Origin of the sequence: Intrasporangium sp., from assembly GCF_035688975.1 — a bacterium.
Lineage (GTDB): Bacteria > Actinomycetota > Actinomycetes > Actinomycetales > Dermatophilaceae > CALMNV01.
The window spans coordinates 1-22718 of sequence record NZ_DASSMH010000122.1 but is presented as its reverse complement, the minus strand read 5'-3'; the positions used below and the strand labels follow the sequence as shown (position 1 = coordinate 22718).

At 72.4% G+C, this 22718-nt stretch carries 17 protein-coding genes; 3 read left to right on the top strand and 14 right to left on the bottom strand.

Features of this window, described 5'->3' with window-relative positions:
• Positions 1–80: 80 nt before the first annotated feature.
• From VFJ94_RS13050 to VFJ94_RS13010, 9 genes are all read right to left on the bottom strand, one after another.
• Positions 81–1775 (bottom strand): alpha/beta hydrolase, encoded by a 1695-nt coding sequence (locus tag VFJ94_RS13050; protein ID WP_325004652.1) that lies wholly within the window; start codon positions 1773–1775, stop codon positions 81–83.
• Positions 1769–3349, bottom strand: a complete 1581-nt coding sequence (locus VFJ94_RS13045; RefSeq protein WP_325004651.1) for an alpha/beta hydrolase — start codon at positions 3347–3349, stop codon at positions 1769–1771. The genes VFJ94_RS13050 and VFJ94_RS13045 overlap by 7 nt, the downstream gene beginning before the upstream one ends.
• Positions 3350–3351: 2 nt before the next feature.
• Positions 3352–4515 (bottom strand): DNA polymerase III subunit delta', encoded by a 1164-nt coding sequence (locus VFJ94_RS13040; RefSeq protein WP_325004650.1) that lies wholly within the window; start codon positions 4513–4515, stop codon positions 3352–3354.
• Complete coding sequence (gene tmk, locus VFJ94_RS13035) at positions 4512–5180, bottom strand: dTMP kinase (protein ID WP_325004649.1); 669 nt, start codon at positions 5178–5180, stop codon at positions 4512–4514. Before tmk ends, VFJ94_RS13040 begins: the two co-directional genes overlap by 4 nt.
• 186 nt (positions 5181–5366) lie before the next feature.
• The gene (locus VFJ94_RS13030; RefSeq protein ID WP_325004648.1) at positions 5367–6401 is read right to left on the bottom strand and encodes an aspartate-semialdehyde dehydrogenase; all 1035 of its coding nucleotides are present in this window, start codon (positions 6399–6401) and stop codon (positions 5367–5369) included.
• Between the two features lie 83 nt (positions 6402–6484).
• Positions 6485–7267, bottom strand: a complete 783-nt coding sequence (locus VFJ94_RS13025; RefSeq protein WP_325004647.1) for a MerR family transcriptional regulator — start codon at positions 7265–7267, stop codon at positions 6485–6487.
• Between the two features lie 82 nt (positions 7268–7349).
• Positions 7350–8156 carry a PIG-L family deacetylase gene (locus tag VFJ94_RS13020; RefSeq protein ID WP_325004646.1) on the bottom strand — a complete coding sequence of 269 codons (807 nt, stop codon included), beginning with the start codon at positions 8154–8156 and terminating at the stop codon, positions 7350–7352.
• 60 nt (positions 8157–8216) lie between these two features.
• Positions 8217–10988 (bottom strand): type I DNA topoisomerase, encoded by a 2772-nt coding sequence (gene topA, locus VFJ94_RS13015; RefSeq protein ID WP_325004645.1) that lies wholly within the window; start codon positions 10986–10988, stop codon positions 8217–8219.
• 481 nt (positions 10989–11469) lie between these two features.
• A complete protein-coding gene (locus VFJ94_RS13010; RefSeq protein WP_325004644.1) occupies positions 11470–11871 on the bottom strand; it encodes a hypothetical protein in 402 nt (133 codons plus the stop codon).
• A 199-nt stretch (positions 11872–12070) separates the two neighbouring features.
• Between VFJ94_RS13010 and VFJ94_RS13005 the strand changes: the two genes are divergently transcribed.
• On the top strand, positions 12071–12565 hold the full coding sequence (locus tag VFJ94_RS13005; RefSeq protein ID WP_325004643.1) for a nucleotidyltransferase domain-containing protein: 495 nt from the start codon (positions 12071–12073) through the stop codon (positions 12563–12565).
• Positions 12566–12663: 98 nt separating this feature from the next.
• On the opposite strand, the gene VFJ94_RS13000 is transcribed toward VFJ94_RS13005, so the two are convergent.
• The 3 genes from VFJ94_RS13000 to VFJ94_RS12990 all read right to left on the bottom strand — a co-directional run bounded on the left by VFJ94_RS13000 (position 12664) and on the right by VFJ94_RS12990 (position 16785).
• Entirely contained in the window at positions 12664–14031 is a 1368-nt protein-coding gene (locus VFJ94_RS13000) for a pyridine nucleotide-disulfide oxidoreductase (RefSeq protein WP_325004642.1), read from the bottom strand.
• Positions 14032–14081: 50 nt separating this feature from the next.
• The gene (locus VFJ94_RS12995) at positions 14082–15074 is read right to left on the bottom strand and encodes an LLM class flavin-dependent oxidoreductase (protein WP_325004641.1); all 993 of its coding nucleotides are present in this window, start codon (positions 15072–15074) and stop codon (positions 14082–14084) included.
• Positions 15075–15231: 157 nt separating this feature from the next.
• Positions 15232–16785: an AMP-binding protein gene (locus VFJ94_RS12990; protein WP_325004640.1), complete on the bottom strand. Its 1554-nt coding sequence runs from the start codon at positions 16783–16785 to the stop codon at positions 15232–15234.
• 249 nt (positions 16786–17034) lie between these two features.
• Between VFJ94_RS12990 and VFJ94_RS12985 the strand changes: the two genes are divergently transcribed.
• Positions 17035–17496: a pyridoxamine 5'-phosphate oxidase family protein gene (locus VFJ94_RS12985; RefSeq protein WP_325004639.1), complete on the top strand. Its 462-nt coding sequence runs from the start codon at positions 17035–17037 to the stop codon at positions 17494–17496.
• 49 nt (positions 17497–17545) lie between these two features.
• On the opposite strand, the gene VFJ94_RS12980 is transcribed toward VFJ94_RS12985, so the two are convergent.
• Together VFJ94_RS12980 and VFJ94_RS12975 are read right to left on the bottom strand one after the other, a co-directional pair.
• On the bottom strand, positions 17546–18484 hold the full coding sequence (locus tag VFJ94_RS12980; protein WP_325004638.1) for a TIGR03619 family F420-dependent LLM class oxidoreductase: 939 nt from the start codon (positions 18482–18484) through the stop codon (positions 17546–17548).
• 96 nt (positions 18485–18580) lie between these two features.
• Complete coding sequence (locus VFJ94_RS12975; protein ID WP_325004637.1) at positions 18581–22087, bottom strand: ABC transporter ATP-binding protein; 3507 nt, start codon at positions 22085–22087, stop codon at positions 18581–18583.
• Between the two features lie 257 nt (positions 22088–22344).
• On the opposite strand from VFJ94_RS12975, the gene VFJ94_RS12970 reads away from it, so the two are divergent.
• The coding region (locus VFJ94_RS12970; RefSeq protein WP_325004636.1) for a class III extradiol ring-cleavage dioxygenase at positions 22345–22718 on the top strand (374 nt) is incomplete at its 3' end.

Below are 22718 nucleotides of genomic sequence, written 5' to 3'. Positions count from 1 at the left end.
GCCGCAGCCCCCGAGCGCCGCCCCGGTACCGCCTGAGCGCCGCCTCAGCGCCGCGCCTGGGTCGCGGTCCCACGGACGGGTCAGCAGGCGCGGCCGTCCGCAGGCACCGTCCCCCGCAGCAGATAGGCGGCCACGATGTCGTCGATGCACGAGCTGCCGGAGTTGTAGGCGCCGTGACCGCTGTGGTCCGAGGTGACGAGGACACCGGAGGCGAGGTCGGCGGCGAGCTGCTTGGTGCCGCCGATGGGCGTGGCCGGGTCGCGCAGGTTGCCGACGACGAGGATCGGCCCGGCCCCGACCGCCAGCCGGCCCCCCTTCGGGGTCCGTCCGGGCGCTGGCCAGGCGCGGCAGTTGTCGTAGAGCTCCCCCGTCATCCGGGCCCAGAGGGGGTGCGCCGCCTTTGCCCTGGCCTGAGCTGCCTTGAGGGCCGGGGTCTCGGCGGTGCGCGGCCAGTCGGCGCACCGCACCGGGAGGATGGCCTGCAGGTAGGAGCTCTTGTCGTAGTGCCCGTCGGACCTGCGCTCCGTGTGGCTGGAGGCCAACGCGACGAGGATCTCGCCAGTGCCCTTGGTCAGCGCCTCGGTGAGGCCCCTGTTGAGCGTCGGCCACGACGTGTCGGAGTAGAGAGCCATGAAGATGGCGAAGCCGACCCAGCCCTCGCCCACCGTCGGCAGGCCGGCCCGGCTCGTGCGCAGCGGCATACGGTCGACGTTGTCGAGGAGCGCGACGAGCCGGTCCTTGGCGCGGGCCCGGTCGCCGCCCAGCGCGCAGTCACTGCGGGGTGTGCACCACGCAAGGAAGGCATCCATGGACGACTCGAAGCCCTGGATGTCGTAGTCCATCTCCTGCAGGTCGGTCTGGTTCGGCGACATGGCGGAGTCGAGGACCATGCGGCCGACCCGCTGCGGGAACAGGTCCGCGTAGAGGCTGCCGAGGAAGGTGCCGTAGGAGACGCCGAGGAAGTTCAACTTGGGGTCGCCGACGAGCGCCCGGATGATGTCCATGTCGCGGGCGACCTCGGTGGAGGACAGGTGCCGCGCCCGCTCACCGCCCGCCGCGGCGCAGCGGGACGTCACGCCGTCGACGTCGGCCAGCAGCTTGGTGCGCTCCGCCGGGGTGTCGGGGGTCGGGTCGTCGGCGAAGAGCAGGTCCATGTCGGCGTCGGTGAGGCAGCTCACGGCGCCGGACTCTCCGATGCCTCGGGGGTCGAAGCCGATGAGGTCGTAGCCCTCGCGCACCGGCTTGGTGAACACGGCCGACGAGAAGCGCACGTACTGCAGCCCGGCGACCCCCGGTCCGCCGGGGTTGAACAGCAGCGAGCCCACCCTGGGACCGGGGCCGAGGGCGGGCGCCTTGCGCAGCGCAAGGTCGAAGGTGTCGCCGCCGGGCTTGGCGTAGTCGACCGGCACCTTGATCGTCGCGCAGCCGTGCTTGGGGTTGTCGGAGCACGGCTGCCAGGCCAGGCCCTGGGTGTAGTAGGTGGCGAGCGCCGGCGGATGGTCGGTGCTCGCCGGCGCGGGCGGGGTCGCCGAGCCGGGCGCGCCCGCGCCGGTCGTGGCCCGGCTCGGCGACGGGGTGGCCGACGTGGCGGCGGCCGCCGGCGGCCCCCCGCCCGGGTCGCCGGCGCGGGCGGCCCACGCCCACACCGCGAGCGCGACGACGGCGACCAGGACCAGGGCCAGGACCGCGGCCGTCAGCGGGCGCACCCGGCTCCCGGGTCGTGGGGGCCTGGCGGCCTCCTCGGGCAGAGCCGGGGGCGGTGGGTCGTTCAGCATGTCAGTCCGTCCTCCGGCGTCTGTCCCGAGACGTAGTAGGTGTCGATGGCGTCGTCCACGCACGAGCTCGCGCGCCGGTATGCCGTGTGCCCGTCGCCGTCGAAGGTGACGAGGACCGCGTTGTCGAGCTGGTCACGCAACCGCGTGGACCACTCGTAGATCGTCGCCGGGTCACGGGTGGTGCCGAGGACGACGATCGGGGCGCTGCCCGCCGCGGCCACCCGGTGCGGTGGGGTGCCGCCCCGCGCCGGCCAGTGCCCACACGGGACCGACCCCCACGCGAGCAGGCCGCCCCACGTCGGCGCGACGGCCGCGAAGCGCTGCGCTCGCGCGCGGTAGGTCGCCAGGTCAGGCGCGTCCGGCCGGTCGAGGCAGTTGACGGCATACATGCTCTCCATGATGGTGCTGGTGTATCTCCCGCCGGGGGTGCGCCGGGCGTAGGCGTCACCCAGCTGCATCAGGGGCCTGCCGTCGCCCGCCGCCGCGGCCCGCAGGGCCTGCGTGAGGACGCTCCAGGAGCCCCGGTCATAGAGCGCCTGCGCCACGCCGTAGGAGGCCCACGCCTCGCCGAGCCGGGGCACGGCCGGGTCACCGGAGGGCAGCGGCGCGGCGTCCACCCGGTGGAGCAGGCTGCGCAGCCACTGCGCCCCGGCGTCCACGGAGTCGCCGGCGGGGCAGTCGCCGTCGTCGACGCAGCGCTGCAGGTAGGCGCGGGTCGCGAGCTCGAAGCCGCGGGCCTGGCCCTCGGCCAGCTCCTCGCTCGTGAGGTCCGGAGGCAGGGCGCCGTCGAGGACGACCCGGCCGACGCGCTGCGGGAACAGGTCGGCATACGTCGCACCGAGGAAGGTGCCGTAGGACTTGCCGAGGTAGCTCAGCCTCGCGTCGCCGAGCGCAGCGCGCAGCACGTCCATGTCCCGGGCCGCGTCGGTGGTCGAGACGTGGGGCAGCAGCCGTCCGCTGCGGGCGGAGCAGCCCGCGGCCAGGGCGGTGCCCGCCTCGAGCAGCTGCTGCTCCTCCCCCGCGTCGTCCGGCGTCGGGTCCACGCTGAGGAAGCGGTCGAGCTCGGGGTCGCTCAGGCAGTCCACCGGGGCGGAGCCGCCCACCCCGCGCGGGTCGAAGCCGACGACGTCGAAGTACGCGCGCACGGGGGCGCCGACGATGCGGTCCGCGGACCGGGCGTATGCCGTGCCCGACCCGCCCGGGCCTCCCGGATTGACGAGGAGCGAGCCGACCCTGCGCCGCTGGTCACCTGCCGGCACCCGCAGGACCTTGATGCCGATGTCGCCCGACGCGGGGTGCTCGTAGTCGAGCGGGACCGTGAGCGTGCTGCACTCGGCGCCGCCGCCGCAGCGCGACCAGGCGAGGCGCTGGGCATAGTAGCGGGCCAGCCCGAGCCCGGGGGGCGAGGTGACCGCGCCCGCGGACGCCGCGGGCAGAGGCACCGGGTCGGGCGAGGTGCAGCCGGCGGCGAGGAGGACAACAGCGAGCACGGCGGCCAGAGCGGTCCCGCTTCGCCAGCGCCGCTGGAACGGCGGCAGCGGCTGCAGCGGCTGCAGCGGCTGGGTACCCCGCACGGTCAGGCTCCCCCGTGGTCGCGGGGCAGGCGCAGCTGCAGCGCCATCGCCTCGAGGGCGAGCAGGGGCGTCACGTTGGCGTTGATGCGGTCGCGCGCCTCGCTGATGGCGTCGAGGGCCGCGAGCAGCTGCTCGGGCCGCAGGGCGCGCACCAGCGTGCGGACGGCGTCGACCGCGTCCGGGTTGATGAGGTCGACCTCGGAGCCCAGGCTGCGCAGCAGGGCGTCGCGGTAGACCGACGCGAGGTCGGTCAGGGACCGGTCGATCATGTCCCGGGCGTGCCGGGTGGCCCGGGTCTTCTGTTCCTTCTCCAGCACGACCAGCTGCGAGCGGATGTGCGGCGGCTGGGTGCGTGCCGTGGGGTCCGCCCCCAGCGTCTCGAGGAGGCGGGTGCGCTCGGCCGCGTCACGCTCGGCCGACGTCGCGCTCGACTCCTCGTCGGCGATCTGGGCCAGGTCGGCAGCGGCACCCATCGCGTCACCCACGCCGAGGATCTTCGTCGCCATCCGGACGACGTCATGGCGGCGGATCCGGGCGTGCTCGTCCCGGGCGAGGCGACGCGCGAGGCCGATGTGGGACTGGGCCGCGCGGGCGGCATACAGCGCCATCTCCGGCTCGACCCCGTCCCGCCTGACGAGGAGATCCGCCACCGCGTCGACGGGAGGCGTGCGCAACCGCACGTGGCGCGAGCGCGAGCGGATCGTGATGATGACGTCCTCGAGCGAGGGCGCGCAGAGCATCCACACCGTGCGGGGCGAGGGCTCCTCCAGGGCCTTGAGCAGCGCGTTGGCCGGGGCGTCGGTGTAGGCCGTGAGGCGGTCGGCGTCCTCGATGAGAATGATCCGGTAGCGGCCCACCGACGGCCGCATGGCCGCCAGCTGCACCAGCTCGCGGGCGTGCGCGACCTTGATAGACAACCCCTGCGTCGAGACGACGTCGACATCGGCGTGCGAGCCGTCGAGCGCCGTGCGGCACTCGTGGCACGTGCCGCAGCCCCCGTGGGGGCATTGGAGGGCGGCGGCGAAGGCCCGTGCCGCGTTGGACCGCCCGGAGCCGGGCGGCCCGGTGAAGAGCCACGCGTGCGTCATCCCCGAGGGGTCGCGGACCACCTGTGACAGCGTCTCCACGGTCGGCTGCTGGCCGACGAGGTCGTCCCAGACGCTCATCGGCGCCGCCCCAGCAGCTCCTCTGCCCGGGCGAGCGCGGCCGCGTGCACCTCCTCAGGGGGCAGGCGACCGTCGAGGACGACGTAGCGGTCGGGGGCCTGCGCGGCGAGGTCGAGGAAGCCCTGCCGGACCGCGTCGTGGAAGCCGTCAGCCTCCGACTCGAGCCGGTCGTGGACCTCTCCCCGCCGCTCGCGGCCGACCTCGGCAGGCACGTCGAGCACGAAGGTGAGGTCGGGGAAGAGGCCGCCGACGGCCCAGTGCTGCAGGGCGCGGATGTCGTCGGCGCCGAGATCTCGTCCGGCGCCCTGGTAGGCGATCGAGGAGTCGGTGTAGCGGTCGGTGATGACGACGGTCCCGACCGCCAGGGCCGGCCGGATCAGCTCGTCGACGTGGTGGGCCTTGTCCGCCGCGAAGAGCAGCGCCTCCGCCCGCGCCGACACGTGGTCGCCGTGCAGCAGGACGTCGCGGATCTGCGCTCCCAGCGGGGTGCCGCCCGGCTGCCGAGTGACGAGCACGTCTCGACCGTGGCGCGTCAGCGCGTCGCGCAGCAGGCGCACCTGCGTCGACTTGCCGGAGCCGTCGCCGCCCTCGAAGCACAGGAAGAGCCCGGGCGCCGTGGAGGCCCTGGAGTCCTGCCCGAGGTGGGGCGTTTCCGGCTTCGTCACGGGTCCGAGCCTATGCGAACCCACCGTCAGCCCCGACGCCCGGAGACCTGCCGCGCCCGCGGTCTCCCGTGGCGGATCACCAGACGGATCAGCTGGCCGATCAACTGGCGGATCAACTGGCGGGAGGTGTCGCCCTGGCAGCAGCAACCGCCAGCTGATCTGCCAGTTGATCGGCGCGGCCGCGACTCAGCGGCGCCGGACGAGCTCCTCGGCGATCTGGACCGCGTTGAGCGCGGCGCCCTTGCGCAGGTTGTCGCCGACGACGAAGAGGACGAGACCCTTGCCCTCGGGCGCCGCCTGGTCCGAGCGGACGCGGCCGACGAAGACCTCGTCGCGTCCGGCGGCCTCGAGCGGGTTGGGCACGTCGGTGACGATGACGCCGGGCGCGTTCTTGAGCAGGTCGAGCGCGTCGGCCGGCGTGATGTCCCGCTCGAACTCGGCGTGGACGGCGAGGCTGTGGCCGGTGAAGACGGGCACGCGCACACAGGTCCCGGACACCCGCAGGTCGGGCAGGTGCAGGATCTTGCGCGACTCGTTGCGCAGCTTCTGCTCCTCGTCGGTCTCGAGCGACCCGTCGTCGACGAGCGACCCGGCGAGCGGCACGACGTTGAAGCCGACGGGCACGGCATACACGGTGGGGTCCGGGACCTTGACCGCGCGCCCGTCGAGGGCGAGGCCGGTGGGGTCGCCGGCGGCATACGCCCCGCGCAGCTGGCTGTCGAGCTCCAGCACGCCCTTGCCGCCCGAGCCCGACACGGCCTGGTAGCTGCTCACGTGCAGGCGCACGAGGCCCGCGCTGTCGTGGAGCGGCTTCAGCACCGGCATCGCGGCCATGGTCGTGCAGTTGGGGTTGGCCACGATGCCCTTGGGGATGTCGACGAGGTCGTCGGCGTTGACCTCGGAGACGACGAGGGGGACCTGCGGGTCCTTGCGCCAGGCGCTCGAGTTGTCGATGACCGTCGCGCCCGCCGCGGCGACCTTGGGAGCAAGCTCCTTGGACGCGGCGCCGCCGTTGGAGAAGAGTGCGATGTCGATGCCGGTGAAGTCCGCCGTCGCGGAGTCCTCGACGGTGATCTGCTGGCCCTTGAAGGTGAGTGTGGTGCCGGCCGACCGGGCAGAGGCGAAGAACCGCACCTGCTCCACCGGGAAGTCGCGCTCCTCGAGCAGCGCGCGCATGACGCCGCCCACCTGGCCTGTCGCTCCGAAGACTCCAACTCGCATGGTCCAAGCCTAGGGCCCGGCCAGCCCTGCTCCGGCGCGCGCCCACTCTTCGGTCAGCCGGCGTCAGCCGGCGTCCGCCGGCGTCAGCCCGCGTGGCGGTGCGAGTTGGCGTGGATCGCGTCCCGCACGTATGCCGCCAGCCCGGGCTCCACGTCGTCGTAGGTCTTGGTGAAGCGGGCGTCCGAGACGTAGAGGTCAGCCAGGCCCCGGTGCGCCTCGTGGGACAGGTCGTAGAACCGGTGGTGGATGTGCTGGCGGTGCTGCTCCGCCGCGTCCATGGCCTCGGTGCTCGTCGGCGGCAGCCCCGCCCGCTTGGCGGACGCGAAGGCCTCGTGGGCGGCATCCATCTCCGCCTTGACCTGCTGCCAGTCGGCCTTGGTGTAGCGCCTCGTCCGCTCCGCCGACTGGGTCCACGCGTCGGTGTCGCCCCAGCGCTCCTGCGCCTCCTGCTCGTACTCGTCGCCGAAGCCGTCTCCGAACAGCTCCTTCATCTCCTCCGGGGTGGCGGGTTGGTTGCCCATCTCTCTCTCCAGTGCTCGGTCGATGGCCGCGACGAGCTCCTGCAGCTCGCCCAGCCGGGACATGACCGTCGCGCGCTGGCGACGCAGGTGGTCCGCCGCGTCGGCCCCGTCGGCGAGCAGCGCGGCGATCTCGTCGAGCGGCAGCTCCAGCCGCCGGTAGACGACGATCTGCTGCAGCCGCGTCAGGTCCGCGTCGGTGTAGAGGCGGTAGCCCGCCCGCGAGCGGTCGCTCGGGGCGAGCAGGCCGATCTCGTCGTAGTGGTGCAGCGTCCGCACCGTCACGCCGAGCAGCTCGGCCACCCGGCCCACCGTGTAGGTGCTCATCACCCGCGCCCTCTCGGTCATGGAACCAGCGTCCTGCCTCACGCCGCGTGAGGGTCAAGGCCCGGCAGCGGATCAGACCCCACGATCGGAATCGTGCGCAGGGTCACCGCACGAGCTCGGCCGGGTCGAGGAACCAGCCGCGCACCATGCCCGGCGCGCGCGCCGGCTCGAGGTAGTGCTCGACCCCGAATGCGATCGCGAACCCGTCCTCCGGGATGCTCAGCATGGCGCCGACGTCGGTGACCTGGCTGGCGTGGGCGGCGAGGGCCGCTCGTTTGACGCCGATGTATGCCGTCACGTCGCAGGCCCAGTGCAGCTCCGCCTCGGGCGTACCCATGGGGTTGCCGTCGTCCATCGGCCCGTCCGGGTCCCAGTCGATCTCGGCTCCGGCCGCCCGGGCCGCCAGGAACTGGGCGCGCATGACGTCGCGGTTCATCGTGCTCTCGAGCACCCGTGGTGTGGCGGCGAGCTCGGCCGCCCGGTGGGTGACGTGGTGGACCTTGACGTGGTCGGGGTGGCCGTAGCCCCCGTGCCAGTCGTAGCCGACGACGACGTCGGCCGACTCCTCGCGCAGGACGTCCGCGAGCCGACCGGCGGCCTCGTCGAGATCCGCCCTCGCGAAGCTGCGCTCGTGGTCGTTCTGGGCCCACCCCGTCATGCCGGAGTCGGCATAGCCGAGCCACACGACGCGGTGGGTGCCGATGACCTCCGCCGAGCGCGCCGCCTCAAGCCGTCGCCGGTCGGCCACGGTCTCGCCCTGCGCGAGGTCGTCCGGCGCCTCCCCGTGCTCGCCATGCGTGGCGTAGACGAGCACGACACGGTGTCCCTCCGCCACCGCCCGCGCCATGGAGCCGGCCGACTGGGACGCCTCGTCGTCGGGGTGGGCGTGCACGAAGACCACGGTTGCCATGTCGTCAGCCTCTCACCCACCCCCAGGTGCGGGGCGGCACGACGGAGGCGAACGCCGGGCTCAGGCCTTCTTGGGCGCCCGCTTCGTCGCGGCCTTGGTCGCGCCCTTGGCGGTGGCCTTCTTCGCCGGCGTCCTCGTGGCCTTCTTCACGGCGCGCTTGCGGGTCGTCGGCCCCTTGGCGCGCTTCTCGGCGAGCAGCTCAAAGCCCCGCTCGGGCGAGATCGACTCGGGGTCGTCGTCCTTGCGCAGCGTCGCGTTGGTCTCGCCGTCCGTGACGTAGGGACCGAACCGGCCGTCCTTGACGACGACGGGCTTGCCGCTGACCGGGTCCTCGCCGAGCTCCTTCAGGGGGGGCGCGGCGGCGGCGCGGCCCCGCTGCTTGGGCTGGGCGTAGATGGCGAGCGCCTCGTCGAGCGTGATGTCGAAGAGCTGCTGCTCGGAGGCGAGCGAGCGCGAGTCGGTGCCCCGCTTGAGGTAGGGCCCGTATCGGCCGTTCTGGGCCGTGATCGGCACGCCCTCGGGATCGGTGCCGACGACTCGCGGGAGGCTGAGCAGCCGCAGCGCGGTGTCGAGGTCGATCGTCGACAGCTCCATGCCCGCGAAGAGGGACGCGGTCCTCGGCTTGGCCTTGGGTCCCTTGCCCTTCGGGGCGGCGCCGTCGCCGTCGTCCTCGATCACCTCGGTGACGTACGGCCCGTAGCGGCCGGCGCGGGCGATGATGGCGCGACCGGTGTCCGGGTCGGTGCCGAGCACCCGGCCGTCGTCAGCCGCGGCTTCGAGCAGCTCGCGGGCGCGCGCGGGCGTCAGCTCGTCGGGCGCGATGTCGTCGGTGATGGTGGCCCGCCGCGGCGTGGTGCCGGCGGCCTCGTCGGTCACCTCCCCCGTCTGGGGGTCGACCCCGGCAGGCACGATCTCCTCGACGTACGGGCCGTAGCGACCCACGCGCACGACCATGCCGTCGCCCAGCGGGATGGTCGAGATCTCGCGGGCGTCGATCTCGCCCAGGTCGTCGACGAGGTGCCTGAGCCCCTCGGCCGAGGTCGCCTCGTCGCCGAAGTAGAAGCGTCGCAGCCACTCGACGCGGTGCTCCTCGCCGCCGGCGATGCGGTCGAGGTCCTCCTCCATCGAGGCCGTGAAGTCGTAGTCGACGAGCTCGCCGAAGTGCTCCTCGAGCAGCCGGGTCACGGCGAAGGCCAGCCAGGTCGGGACGAGCGCCTGTCCCTTGGTGAAGACGTAGCCGCGGTCCTGGATGGTGCCGACGGTCGCGGCATACGTCGAGGGTCGCCCGATGCCGCGCTCCTCCATGGCCTTGACCAGGGTCGCCTCGGTGAACCGCGCGGGCGGGGTGGTCTCGTGGCCGTCGGCCTCGGCGCGCACCACGGTGAGCGGCACGCCCGCACTGAGCTTCGGCAGCCGGCGCTCCTCCTCCGAGGCCTGCGCGCGCGCCGTGGCCTCGTCGTCACGCCCCTCCTCGTATGCCGCGAGGAAGCCGCGGAAGGTGATGACCGTGCCGCTCGCGCTGAACTCGACCCGCTGCGCGCCCTCGACGCCGGTGTCGGCGGCGAGGCGCACCGTGGCGGTCGAGCCGCGCGCGTCGGCCATCTGCGAGGCGACGGTGCGCTTCCAGATGAGCTCGTAGAGCGCGAACTCCTCGCCCCTCAGCTCACCCGCGACCTGGGCCGGGGACCGGAAGCGGTCGCCGGCGGGGCGGATCGCCTCGTGCGCCTCCTGCGCGTTCTTGACCTTCTTCTCGTAGCGGCGCGGGCTGTCCGGCACGTAGTCGGCGCCGTAGAGGTCGCGGGCCTGGCTGCGCGCCGCGGTGAGCGCCGCCTCCGACAGCGTCGTGCTGTCGGTGCGCATGTAGGTGATGTAGCCGTTCTCGTAGAGCCGCTGCGCCACGCGCATCGCGTTCTTCGAGCTCATGCGCAGCTTGCGCGACGCCTCCTGCTGGAGCGTGGAGGTCGTGAAGGGGGCGGACGGCCGGCGGGTGTACGGCTTCTCCTGGACGTCGGTGACGGCCACGGGCGCGGCATACATCGCCTGGGCGATCCGTGTCGCGAGCGCCTCGTCGAGGGCCACCGCGCCCCGACCGACGAGCTCGCCGGCATCCGAGAAGTCGCGTCCGGAGGCGACCCGGGACCCGTCGACCGCGGTGAGCCGGGCGGTGAACTGCTGGGCCGCACCGCCCGGCGTGAAGTCGCCCTCGACGTCCCAGTAGGACGCGCGGACGAAGGCCATCCGCTCGCGTTCGCGCTCGACGACCATGCGGGTGGCGACCGACTGGACCCGGCCTGCCGAGAGGCCCTGGCGGACCTTGCGCCAGAGGACGGGGCTGACCTCGTAGCCGTAGAGCCGGTCGAGGATGCGGCGGGTCTCCTGGGCGTCGACGAGCGCGGTGTCGAGCTCGCGGGTCTCGCCCACGGCGCGCTGGATGGCCTCGCGCGTGATCTCGTGGAAGACCATCCGCTTGACCGGCACCCGGGGCTGGAGCGCCTCGAGGAGGTGCCAGGCGATGGCCTCGCCCTCGCGGTCCTCGTCGGTGGCGAGGTAGAGCTCGTCGGCGTCCTTGAGGAGGCGCTTGAGCTCGGCGACCTTCTTCTTCTTGTCCGGGTCGACGACGTAGTAGGGGGCGAAGTCGTGCTCGACGTCGACGGCGAACTTGCCGAAGGGGCCCTTCTTCATCTCCGCCGGCAGCTCGGAGGGGTTGGGCAGGTCGCGGATGTGCCCGACCGACGCCTCGACGTCGAACTCGCCGCCGAGGTAGCCCGCGATCGTCTTCGCCTTCGCGGGCGACTCGACGATGACGAGCTTGCGGCCCTTGCCTGCAGCCATGGTGCACCTACCGTCTCTCCGCAGCCCACGTGCAGCGGATTCGTCGCTGCTCCGGCGTGGACGCGGCTCGACCGTAACAGCAGGACTGCGCCGCAGTCGCATCGGTCCGTGCCCGGCTGTCCTCACGGTCTCGAGGGGTATGCCGCCCCGCTGCGGCAGACGGGCCGAAACGGCCCGTCGTCCCTATGGTCCGCTGCCCGCCAGCCACGCTCGTGCAACCAAGGTGGGGGTCCGTTCACCGCCTTGGGCTCGCGTCCTTTGGCCGACCGTGGGCGTTCCTTCGCCCGACACGCTCTCGGATCCGGCCGACCCCCAGGTGCTGCGGGTGGCGTGGCACTGGCTGGTCGACACGTCCGCGCTGGCGCGCCTGGGCGGGAGCCCTGACGCCGCGCTGTGGGCGGAGCGGATCGAACCGTCAGCCTGCCCACGCTGACTCAGGGTCGGAGTCGTGGGTGCAGCGCACCGCGGCGACGTGGACTTGTCAGCCTCGGACGTAGAAGGCGTTGATCTCCGAGACGGAGGGATCGGTCGGCGTCGCGTCGAGCGCGGCGAAGGTGAACAGCACCTCGTCGGACTTGTCCGTCGCGGGGTTGTAGCAGAGGTAGTCCCTCGGCCTGTTCACCCCGAGGGTGCGAGTGCAACCCAGCTTCGTGACGTACAGGTCGTCCAGCTTGGCCTGGACGACGCTGACCTGGTCGGTCGACCTCACCACAGCCGTGGTCTCGCTCTGCGAGAGCAACGTGCCCGGGTCGGTCGGCAACGGGAAGGCAGCCGGCCAGGTGCCAGACGATCCACCACCCCCGCTCGCCGAGGCCGGGCTCGCGCTGAGAACGACGATCGCAAGCGTGGCGCTGGAGATGCCAATCGCGGCGAACCTGTTCATGAAGTCTCCTCGTGGACCGCAAGCTGAGGGTGTGCTGCTCCCCGGTAGGGTGATTCGACAGTCCCCCGCCCCAAGTACCAGAAGCAATACAACGTTGGTGCTAGAACCCCGTGCCGGCGCCGCCGATCGCGACGTCCTTGTCGATCAGGCGCCCGTCGGCCCCAGGAGTTTTCCCGGGTTCTTCGGACACAATCCTTTTGTGAAGCATGAGGGCGGGATGGACCTCGAGCAGCTGCTGACCATCGTGGCGGCGGTACGGAGCGTCGGTTGCCGCTACTGGCTCGAAGGAGGCTGGGGAATCGATGCGCTCGTGGGTCGGCAGACCAGGGCCCATCGCGATGTCGACCTCGACATCGACAGCGCCTTCGAGCACCACGTGCTGACCGCGCTCCATGGCCTCGGCTACGCCATCGAGACCGACTGGAGACCGACCCGTGTCGAGCTGGCGGCCCCCGGAAGAGGCTGGGTGGACGTGCATCCGCTGACACTGGATGCGCAGGGCAACGCCCGACAGGCAGCCCTCGCCGGTGGCTGGCACGAGCTCCCCCGGTCCTTCTTCACCATGGGAAGCATCGGCGCCCTGGCCGTGCCCTGCTTCACCGCCGAGGCGCAACGCTTCTTCCACTCCGGGTATGAGCTGCGCGACGTGGACCGGGACGACCTCGCGGCACTCGACCGACTTCCGTCGCCCTGACCCACGCCTGCACCGTTGTCCCATCGACCAGCTCGCGCGGCCTTCACCCAAAGGACTTGATCCACAGGGTGACGCAGCCCGGTCGTGGCCAGATCCGCTCACATCAGCTCGGCGAGCCTGGCCAGTCCCGGGCGGGTGTGCGCCGCCAGACGCTCGAGGGCGTCGTCCAATGCCGCCGATCCGGGATGTCCGGGCGGGATCCGCGCCGGGTTGAGCGCCACCTGGTTGGACCACTCCTTGACGTCGGGCTCGGACGAGAAGGACATAGCGGCCCGGGTACCGAGGACGTTCATCCTCGCCCACTGCGCCATCGAGTTGCCGTACGGCGACGGCGGGCAGAGCCGGTTCTTCTCATCGTCGTCATCGCGGGTGGCCTCGACGTATCCGCTCAGTGCCGCACCGAAGCAGGGGAAGCCGGCCCTGATCGGCTGCAAGGTGATCGCCTCGGGGCGCCAGACGGGGACCAGCGGAGGGTACTTCAGCCCGTCCGCCGCGCAGTGCACGACGACGGCGTCCTGCGCGACGGCGACCGGTCCGTCGGCGAAGGTGAGCTTGCCCCGGTCGACGGCCTGGATGTGCCCTCGTCGCACCACGTTCTCGAGGGTCCGTAGCTGCTCCAGCTCCCACGTGGCGAGGGTGGGCGTCTTGGCCATCGTCGGCATGACCGTGCGGTCGATGCGCAGCATGATGCCGGCCTCCTCGAGGCGCAGGAACAGCTCTTCGAGCGAGGTCGCGTCCTGGGCTGCCTGCATGGTGTCGGCGGCCATGCGCAGGAAGATGGCGGGGTCCGGCTGGACCACCGCCCGGTTCATCATCCACGGGTCGCGGGGCCGCACCCAGCAGATCGCATCGGGGTCCACGCCGCGCGAGAGCAGCCAGATGCACGCGTCGGTCGCGGTCTTCCCCGACCCGACGACGACGTACTGGCTCGGCGCCTCCTCCAGTCGTGCGAGGTCGCCCACCGGCAGCACCCGGGCGTCCTCGGTAACCCCGAACGGCGGCGGCCTCTCCGCAGGGATGCTGGGAGCCAGGTAGCGAGCATCGACGATCCGGCACCGCCCGGGCACCTCAGCCCGCTCGCCCGAGATGCGAGAGACGACCGCACGGTCGCCGACGTACTCGCTGTTGGGGAAGAACTCCACCCTGCCCGACTCCAGCATCCGCTCCAGCATCCGCGTGTAGTAGGCGCAGATCTGCGGCTGGGAGGCCCGCTCCTGCAGGCCCTCCTCCGGTCCGCGCTGCTGCAGCTGGCCGCCGCCGAGCAGGTGCGATGCGACGCCGTAGAAGGCGGAGGCCTGGTGCAGGCGCACGAAGGGATACGCCTCGATCCAGTGCCCGCTGACGCTGTGGCGACGGTCGACCAGGGCCACGCGTACGTCGGCGTGGTCGATGAGCGCATCCGTGAAGGCCATCCCCATGGCGCCGGCCCCCACCACGAGGTAGTCGGCTTCGACAGTGCGTGTCACGACCCCGACCAGCAGGTCCGGCTCGCAGGGAGGTCAGGCCGCCGCCGCGGTCACATGGCCTCGACGTCCGGCAGGATCTCCTCCCTCAGCACCTTCAGATCGTCGAGCGTCTTGGACACGGGCACGTCCGTGAACGGCGGCCAGATGAGCGGCATGGTGAGCCCCACCTCTTTGAGGCGCTTGAGGTTGTCGGTGATCTGCTGCTTGGTCCCGATGAGGATGTTGCTGCCCTTGCCGGCCGGCGTCTGGTCGCTCTCGTCGTCGGTGATGACGAACCAGTACATGCTGCAGAGTTCGAGCCCGTCCATCGCTTCCGGGCTGCCGAGCTTCGCGAGCTCCTCCTGAATCGCGCCGCGCCAGCCCCCGAGCTCCTCCGGGGTGTCCTGGATGCCGATCCAGCCGGCGAGGTTGTACGTCGCGATGCGGTGAGCCGAGCGCTTCGGGTCCCTCAGGCCGCTGAAGTAGATCGGCGGGTGGGGTTGCTGGAGTGGCTTGGCGCCAAACCCGCACCGGTCGAAGTCGGCGAACTCCCCGTGGTACTCGAACAGCTCGTTCGTCCAGATGCCCTGCATGATCTCGATCGTCTCGCGGACATGCGTATGCCGTCTGGGGAAGATGTGTGACGCGCTCGCGGCCGCGAACTCCTCCGGCATCCACCCGGATCCGACACCCACGTTGAGCCGGCCATTGGAGAGGTGGTCGACCGTGGCCAGCTCGGCGGCGAGGACCCCCGGTGCCCGGTAGGGCGTGTCGATGATGCTCATCCCGATGCGCACCTTCGACGTCTTCGCCGCGAGCCAGGGGATCAGGGGCCAGCCCTGGAACCACTGGCCGCGGGAGGAGACAGGCAGGGACTTCGGGAACTCCTGCATCATTCCGAAGGCGTACTGGAGCTCCTCGCGGTCGGAAGCCTCCGGCACGACGATTCTGTCCAGCGTCCACACAGAGTCGAAGTCCAGCTCCTCGGCAAGAGCGGTGAGGTCCTCGAGCTCCTTGACCGTCACCTTGTCACGGAAGTTGGGCAGATACAGGGCGAGCTTCATGACCGACTGCCTCCTGACGACGTTGTCACGGGGGTGCCGCCCGAGGCTGCTGTCGGCATTGGACTTTCGCGCCTGCGACCGGCTGCGGCGACAGTAACAGGGCGCCGCGGTTTAGGGGAGTGGTCAATTCGCGGTCCCTGGTCAGCGGGGTCCCTGGTCAGCGCGGGCGCGGGTCCTCGCCCTCGGAACGGACCTGCTGCCGAAGCTCGCGCTTGAGGATCTTGCCGTAGTTGTTGGTCGGCAGGCTGCCGACGAAGCGGTAGTCCTTGGGCCTCTTGTACCGGGCGATGTGCTCCAGGCAGGTCTGGTCGAGCTCCTCGACCGACGGGGGTGCAGCACCGTCCATGGCCTCGACGAAGGCGATCACCGACTCGCCCCACCTCGGGTCCGGGCGTCCGACGACGGCCGCTGCCCGGACGCCCGGGTGGCGCATGAGCGCCTCCTCGACCTCCCGGGGGTAGATGTTCATTCCTCCGCTGATGATGAGGTCCTTCGACCGGTCCCGCAGGGTGAGGTATCCATCGGCGTCGAAGCTGCCGACGTCACCGGTGTGCAGCCAGCCTCCCCGCAGCACGTCTGCGGTGGCCTTGGCATCGTTCCAGTATCCCGCCATGACCACGTCGCCCCGGACCAACACCTCACCGACCTCACCGACCGGCAGGACGTGGTCCTCGCCGTCGACGACGCGGACCTCGACGTCGGTGCGGGGGGTGCCGACGCTCTGCAGGCGGTCCCGCCACCGCGGGTGGTTGCGGTCGGCGTGGTCCGCCTTGGACAGTGCGGTGATCGTCATCGGTGACTCGCCCTGCCCATAGATCTGGGTCAGCCGCGGGCCGAATGCCGTGAGGGCGTCCTCGAGGTCGGCCAGGTACATCGGCGCGCCCCCGTAGATGATCGTCTTCAGGCGTGACGCGGCGGCTGCGACCACGGCCGGGTCCCCGACCAGCCGCTTGACCATGGTGGGCGCGGCGAAGAACGACATGCCCGGCCAGTGCCGCAGCAGCGCACCGATCTCGTCGCCGTCGACGCCGCCGGACGCCGGGACGACGCTGACCGCCCCGCGGGCCACGTGGGGCAGCCCGTAGAGACCCGAACCGTGCGAGAGCGGCGCAGCGTGAAGGATGGAGTCCTGCGGGCTGACCGGGTCGATATCGGCGAAGTAGCTCAGCGAGGCCATCAGCAGGTTGCGCGCGGTGAGCGTGGCCCCCTTGGGCCGCCCCGTGGTGCCGCTCGTATAGAACAGCCAGGCCGGGTCCTCCGGCCGCATGTCGACGGGCGGCGCGGTCGGTGAGGACGCGAGCCGGGTCCACCGCTCCCCGGGGGCCACCACCACCGCCCGCAGCGACGCGACCGTCCCGAGAAGGGACTCCAGGTCGGGGGCGTGGTCCTCGTCGGTGATCACCACACTCGAGGCGCTGTGCTCGAGGATGTACGCGAACTCGTCGCGGTGGAGCCGGGCATTGACCGGCACGGCGACGAGACCGGCATGCCAGATGGCGAACAGCGCCTCGAGGTACTCGGGGCGGTTGCGCATGACGATGGCGACGCGGTCGCCCGGCGTGAGGCCGAACTGCTCGCGCAGGCCGGTGCCGGCACCCGCGGTCCGCGCGGCCCACGCGCCCCAGGTGGCGTGGACCCGCTCGCCCTCGGCGAGCGCCGGGTCCTCCGGTCGCCGCCGACCGTGGCGCTCCACCCAGACGGCTGGGTTCATCGCGCCACCCGGTCCTCGGCCGTGAGGGCGACATCGTGGCGATGCTGTTGCCGCGGCATCCGCCCATGGTAGGACCACAACGGCCGGCTCGGGAGCCGCCGGACCGCCGCCGCTTCCGACAGGCCGTATGCCGTCTGAGCCGCTCACCTGCGTCCGCCGACCTACGATGGCGCGGACAGCAGGCGACGCCGCGGCATACCGAGGAACGATGACACCCACGCCCAGGTCCACGTCCACGGCTCGACACCGATGAGGCTCGCGGCCGGGGAGGCCAGGGCCCGGCTGGCCGAGCGCGACCACGGGATCCTGTGCACCGTGCACGCGAGTCGGGGCGTCGACGCGGTGCCCGTCGTCTTCGTCATCGATGCGGACGACTTCGTCGGTGTGCCCGTCGACCTCGTGAAGCCCAAGTCGTCCTGGCGGCTGCAACGGGAGCGGAACCTTGAGGCGGACCCGCGGGCGGTCCTGCTGGTCGACCATTGGGACCGGGAGGACTGGTCGCGGCTGTGGTGGGTGCGTGCCGAGCTCCGGTGGGAGGCTGACCCACCGCCGGGCCGTGAGGCGGCCCTGGCCGAGTTGTTGGCGAGCCGGTACGCGCAGTATCGCGATCAGCCCTTCGTGCGGGTGCTCGTGCTGCGTGTCGTCGGCGTGACCGGGTGGGCCGCCCGCAGTGACGCCGACGCGAATGCCGCTGGTGAGCAGCCAAGTTGAGAAGCGGACGGCCCCCCCGGATGACCGCGCACTCATCGCCCACTGCGCGCTATCTCGACGCGTTCGCCGGCGCGAACGCGTCGAGCACGCGCTCTGCGTAGGCACGTGCCTCACCTTCGTCGACACCGGGGGCCGTGACCCGGGGCGAGAGGTTGAGGTCGAAGAAGACCTCGGTGACGCCCTGCGCACCCAGTGCGTCGAGGTCCGCGAGCACTTGCTCGCGCGTCCCCTGCAGGGGTCGTCGCAGCCGGCCAGGGTCGTCGTCCACCAGGTCCACGACGCCGCGCACGACGATCCGCAGGGAGTGCGGATCACGCCCGGCCTCGCGCGCGCCGTCGCGCACGGTCTCGACGCACGTGCCGATCCGGGCGAGGTCCTGCCGGCTGCTGCCGATCCAGCCCTGGGTGAGCCGCCCCGCGCGGCGCAGCGCGGCCGCAGCCGTGCCGCCGAGCAGCACCGGTGGGTGCGGTCGCTGCACCGGCAGCGGGCCCACGTGCGAGCGCGGCACCAGGTAGAACTCGCCCGCGAACTCGACCGGATCCCGCGTCCACAACGCCTCCAGGCAGCGCAGGTACTCATCCATCCGCTGTCCCCGCCGCTCGAAGGGCACGCCGGCGGCGGCATACTCCTGCGGCAGCCAGCCCATTCCGAGCCCGACGGTGAGCCGGCCGCCTGACAGCACGTCCAGCGACGCCAGCGCCTTGGCGAGCAGCGCGGGCGCGGTGAACGGCGCACAGATGGTCGCCGTGCCCAGCCCGATCCGGTCGGTGTGCCCGGCCACGTGCGCGAGCGCGACGAGCGGGTCATGCACCGCGCGGTGCGCCCAGTCGAGCTCGGCGTCGGCAGGGTAGAGCACGCGCTGGAAGGTCCACAGCGACGCGTACCCAAGATCCTCGGCGCGACGGGCGATGCGACGCATGGTGCCCGGGGTGGCCCAGCACCCCGACACCGGCAGGCCGAAGCCGAGCAGGGGCATCGCAGCCGTCACAAGACGTCACTCTGCCACCTGGCCGAACCGCAGGGTCCTCCCGCTCGCCCGCGTCGCAGCCTGCCGCGCCCGCGGGCGCCGTCGCTGGACCGAGGCTCAACCGGCGAGGTGTCCCCAGCTGTCGGCCAGCTGCGACCACGGGCCCACGGCCGTGACCCGGCCCTCGACGAGCACCACGACCCGGTCGGCCTGCGCCAGGGCGGCCCGCTTGGAGGTCGCGCCGATCACGGTGGCGCCGCGCTCTCGCAACGTCGTCCACAGCTCGATCTCGGTCGCGGAGTCCAGGGCGGAGGACACGTCGTCGGCCAGCAGGAGCTCGGCGCCGCAGGCCAGCGCGCGGGCAAGCGCCAACCGCTGCACCTGGCCACCGGAGAGCCGGACGCCGCGATGGCCGACCAGCGCGTCGGGCCCACCCGCGGCCTGCACATCGGGGGCCATGCGAGCAGCGTGCAGCGCCGGCATCACGGCACGGTCGCTGTGGTCGAGCCGCACGTTGTCGGTGAAGGTGCCCGAGAGCACCCGCGGGACCTGCGCGACGTGGGCGACCTGGCCGGGACGCAGGAACGTCTGTGGGTCGGCCACCGGCTCACCGTTCCACCGGATCTCCCCGGTGCTGGAGACGAGACCGGCCAGCGCAGACAGCAGGCTGGACTTGCCCGACCCGACCTGCCCGAGGAGCAGCACGAGCTCGTGAGCGTCCACCGTGAGGTCCACCTCGGTGGCGCCCAGCGTCCCGTCGTCGTGCACGGCGGTGACGCCGACGAGCTGGAGGGTGCGCAGCCGCTCACGTGGCACCGGACCGGGAGGCGGAGCGACGCCGTGGACCAGGTCGAGCCCGGTCGGGACCCGCATGAGGTCACCGCCGCCGGCCAACCGGCTCGTGGCACGCATCCACGCCCGAGTCCCCGGCGCCTCGGTGATCACCGAGCCGGCGACCCGGCCGAACCAGTCGAAGCCGTTGACCGCCCCGGCGACGAGCAACGCGGTCGCCAAGCCCCACTGGCCCACGACCAGCAGCCCCCAGGCCGCCACGACGCCGGCCTGCACCAGGACGATGGGGACGCCGTCGAGCAGCGCCTGCACCCGGTGCTCGCGGACCGCCGCGTCGACCCGGCCGGCGTCGACCGCCCGCAGGTGGGCGTGCACGCTCGGCGTCGAGGCCGCGAGCTTCACGGTGCGCACGGAGTCCAGCGCCGAGACCAGCGACCGGCCGAAGCGGGCCCGCGCAGCGGCGGACGCGGCGGCGGAACGGCCGGCCACGCGGCGACCCAGGGACGACGCGAGCGCGGAGGCCAGCATCACGACGAGCAGCACGCCGCCGGCCACCCAGCTCTGGGCGGCGGCCGCGGTCACCGCCGCGATGGCGAGGCCGTTCACGAAGTCGACCCAGCGGTCGGCATACCGTGCCAACCGGTCGGCGTCCATGCTCCGCGCGACGACCTCGCCCGGCGGCGTCGGCTCCAACCGGTGCTGCGCAGTCTGGCCGACCAGCACGGCGGAGCGGACACGCAGCATGACCGAGATCCACCAGCGGGGGTAGCGCCGGAACGCCTCGGCGAGCAGCAGTGGAGAGACCAGCAGCGAGAAGACGAGCGCGGCGGTGAGCCCGGTGGGGCTCTCGCCACTCTGCAGGGCGACGACCAGGTGGCCCCAGACCCAGCCGGTGAGCGCGCCGAAGGCGCCGGTGAGGACGGCCGCCAGGAAGAGCCCGACGCTGACCAGGCCCCACTGCGGCTCGATCAGCAGCGCCGACGCGGTGGCACGTGCCAGACCCGGCGGAGGGATGAGCTGCGGTGGGCTGGGCGGCGGGCCGGTGCGCCGGGCAGTCCCGACCTGGCCGGCCGCTGCCCGGACCGCCGCCCGCGGCTCGTCCACCTCGGCCGACGCCGCCAGCAACCTGCGGAACGGACCGTCCTCGGAAGCCAACCTGCTTCGCGGACCCTGCTGGACGACCCGGCCGCCGTCGAGCACCGCCACCTGCTCGGCGCGCTCCGTCGTCGACAACCGGTGTGCGACCAACAGTCCGGTGCGCCCGGCCAGCAGGCGCTCGGCGGCACGCACCACCTGGGTCTCGGTCACCGGATCCATGCGAGCGGTCGCCTCGTCGAGAACCACGACCCGCACGTCACGCACGAGCAGGCGCGCGAACGCGACCAGCTGCTCCTCCCCGGAGGACAGCGTGGTCCCGCCGGGCCCGAGCACCGTCTCCAGTCCGTCGGGCAGCCCGGCGACCCAGTCGTCGAGCCCGAGCTCGGCGACCGCGCTCTCCACCTCGGCGCGCGTCACCGGCTCGAACAGCGTGATGTTCTCGGCCAGCGTCCCCGCCAGGATCTCCGTCCGCTGGGTCACCACGCCCACGGCAGAGCGCAGCTGCTGCAGGTCGACGTCGAGGACGTCCACACCGCCGAGCAGGACCGAGCCCCGCCGGGGCTCCACCGCCCGCGAGAGCAGGGACGCCAGGGTGGACTTGCCCGAGCCGGTGCGGCCCACCAGGGCGCACGTGGTGCCGGCCGTGACCTGCAGGTCGACGTGCTCGAGGGCGAAGCGGCCCTCCTCATAGGCGAAGTGCAGGTCGGCGAAGACGACGTCCAGCGGTCCCCTCGGCAGGCCGTCCCCACCGACCGGCTCGCGCTCCGCGCCGAGCAGCCCCCGCAGCCTGAGCACCGCGCCGAAGCCGGCCTGCAGGTCGGGCAGGTGCCGCGCCAGCATGTCCACCTGGCCGACGAACATCGTGGTCACGAGGAAGAGCGTCACGAGCGCGGCCGTGTCGAGGCGGCCGCCCATGACGAGGGCGACCCCGACCAGCGCGGTGCCGGCGAGCACGCCGTGCAGGAGGGTGCCGGTGCGTCGGCCGATCCGGCTCTCCAGCTCGAGGACCACCGCGAAGCGGGTGTGCACTGCAGAGGCCAGCTCGGTGCACCGGCGCACGGCATGGGCCTGCCCGAGGCTGGCGCGCAGGTCGTCGCGCGCGGCGACCCCCTCCTCCAGCGCCGCGGCATGGTCGGTCCAGGCGGCTTCCTCCTCCACCTTCCGCGCCGAGACCTGAGGCAGCAGGGGACGCACGACGGCCACGGTGGCCATCCCCGCCAGCGGGAAGAGGAAGAAGGCCGGCCACCACGTCGTGCCGGCGACGACCCACAGCGGGCCCGAGGCGAGCACGGTGCGGATCGCCTGCCACGCGCTCTGCCGGAGCAACGTGCCGACCTCGTGGGTGTCGTCGTCGACCCGGTCCAACACCTCGCCGACCGCCTGGTCGTTCAGTGCGGGCAACGGCTGGTGCAGCGCCGCGTCGAGCAGATCGGCGCGCAGCCGGCCCTCGGCCCGGTCGACCGAGCCCGCCCACAGGGTGCGGCCAGTGGTGTCGAGCAGCGCGGCCCCGACCACGCACAACGCGAGCAGCTCCACGAGCGGCGCGGTGGCGTGCTCCGCAAGGCGCCCAGCCAGAAGCGACCCGAGGGAGCTGCCGACCGCGGCGACGGCACAGGCCACCAGCGCCCACGCCGACACCGGGTTGCGCAGGCGTCGCCAGTCGACCGTGCGATGTGCACCGGGCGGTGGGGCCGGAGCCACCACCCGCCGCGACTCGAGCTGGGCGGAGGTCATTGCCCAGACCTTATGACCTGCCACCGACACGAGTCGCCCGGTTTTCCGGCGGGCCAGCCCGCTGGGCGCCGGACGGCTCACGATGACCCGTCACGGTGTCCCAGGGGGCTGCTCCCTCCGCGACGCCCCCAGGACCTCGACCCGGTTGTCGTGCGTGTCGAAGGTTGGCGACACGGCATACCTGCTCGGGAATGCCGTTGACCCTCCCGGCGTTTCGATGATAGTTTATTCTTCAATCACTCGGAAGGATCCCGCGCATGTCGACCCCGGTTCTCTACCTCAGCCACGGCGCGCCGCCCCTCGCCGACGACGCGCGCTGGACCGCCGAGCTCGCCGGCTGGTCGGCGTCCCTCGCCAAGCCCAAGAACGTCCTGGTCGTGTCGGCGCACTGGGAGGACGCGCCGACCACCCTCGGCACCACGACCGGCGCGCCGCTCGTCTACGACTTCTGGGGCTTCCCGCGTCACTACTACGAGGTCACCTACGACGCTCCCGGGGCGCCCGATCTGGCCGACGACGTGACCAAGCTGCTCGGCACGACCGGTCACGCCGTGAAGCGTGACGAGTCGCGCGGCCTCGACCACGGCGCGTACGTCCCGCTCAAGGAGATGTTCCCCGAGGCGGACGTCCC

Excerpts from the sequence above, each read along its gene's own strand:
- VFJ94_RS13050 (WP_325004652.1), bottom strand. The coding sequence starts at position 1,775 with ATGCTGAACGACCCACCGCCCCCGGCTCTGCCCGAGGAGGCCGCCAGG.
- VFJ94_RS13040 (WP_325004650.1), bottom strand. The coding sequence starts at position 4,515 with ATGAGCGTCTGGGACGACCTCGTCGGCCAGCAGCCGACCGTGGAGACG.
- VFJ94_RS13030 (WP_325004648.1), bottom strand. The coding sequence starts at position 6,401 with ATGCGAGTTGGAGTCTTCGGAGCGACAGGCCAGGTGGGCGGCGTCATG.
- VFJ94_RS13025 (WP_325004647.1), bottom strand. The coding sequence starts at position 7,267 with ATGACCGAGAGGGCGCGGGTGATGAGCACCTACACGGTGGGCCGGGTG.
- VFJ94_RS13010 (WP_325004644.1), bottom strand. The coding sequence starts at position 11,871 with ATGAACAGGTTCGCCGCGATTGGCATCTCCAGCGCCACGCTTGCGATC.
- VFJ94_RS12995 (WP_325004641.1), bottom strand. The coding sequence starts at position 15,074 with ATGAAGCTCGCCCTGTATCTGCCCAACTTCCGTGACAAGGTGACGGTC.
- VFJ94_RS13020 (WP_325004646.1), bottom strand. The coding sequence starts at position 8,156 with ATGGCAACCGTGGTCTTCGTGCACGCCCACCCCGACGACGAGGCGTCC.
- topA (WP_325004645.1), bottom strand. The coding sequence starts at position 10,988 with ATGGCTGCAGGCAAGGGCCGCAAGCTCGTCATCGTCGAGTCGCCCGCG.
- VFJ94_RS12990 (WP_325004640.1), bottom strand. The coding sequence starts at position 16,785 with ATGAACCCAGCCGTCTGGGTGGAGCGCCACGGTCGGCGGCGACCGGAG.
- VFJ94_RS12975 (WP_325004637.1), bottom strand. The coding sequence starts at position 22,087 with ATGACCTCCGCCCAGCTCGAGTCGCGGCGGGTGGTGGCTCCGGCCCCA.
- VFJ94_RS12985 (WP_325004639.1), top strand. The coding sequence starts at position 17,035 with ATGAGGCTCGCGGCCGGGGAGGCCAGGGCCCGGCTGGCCGAGCGCGAC.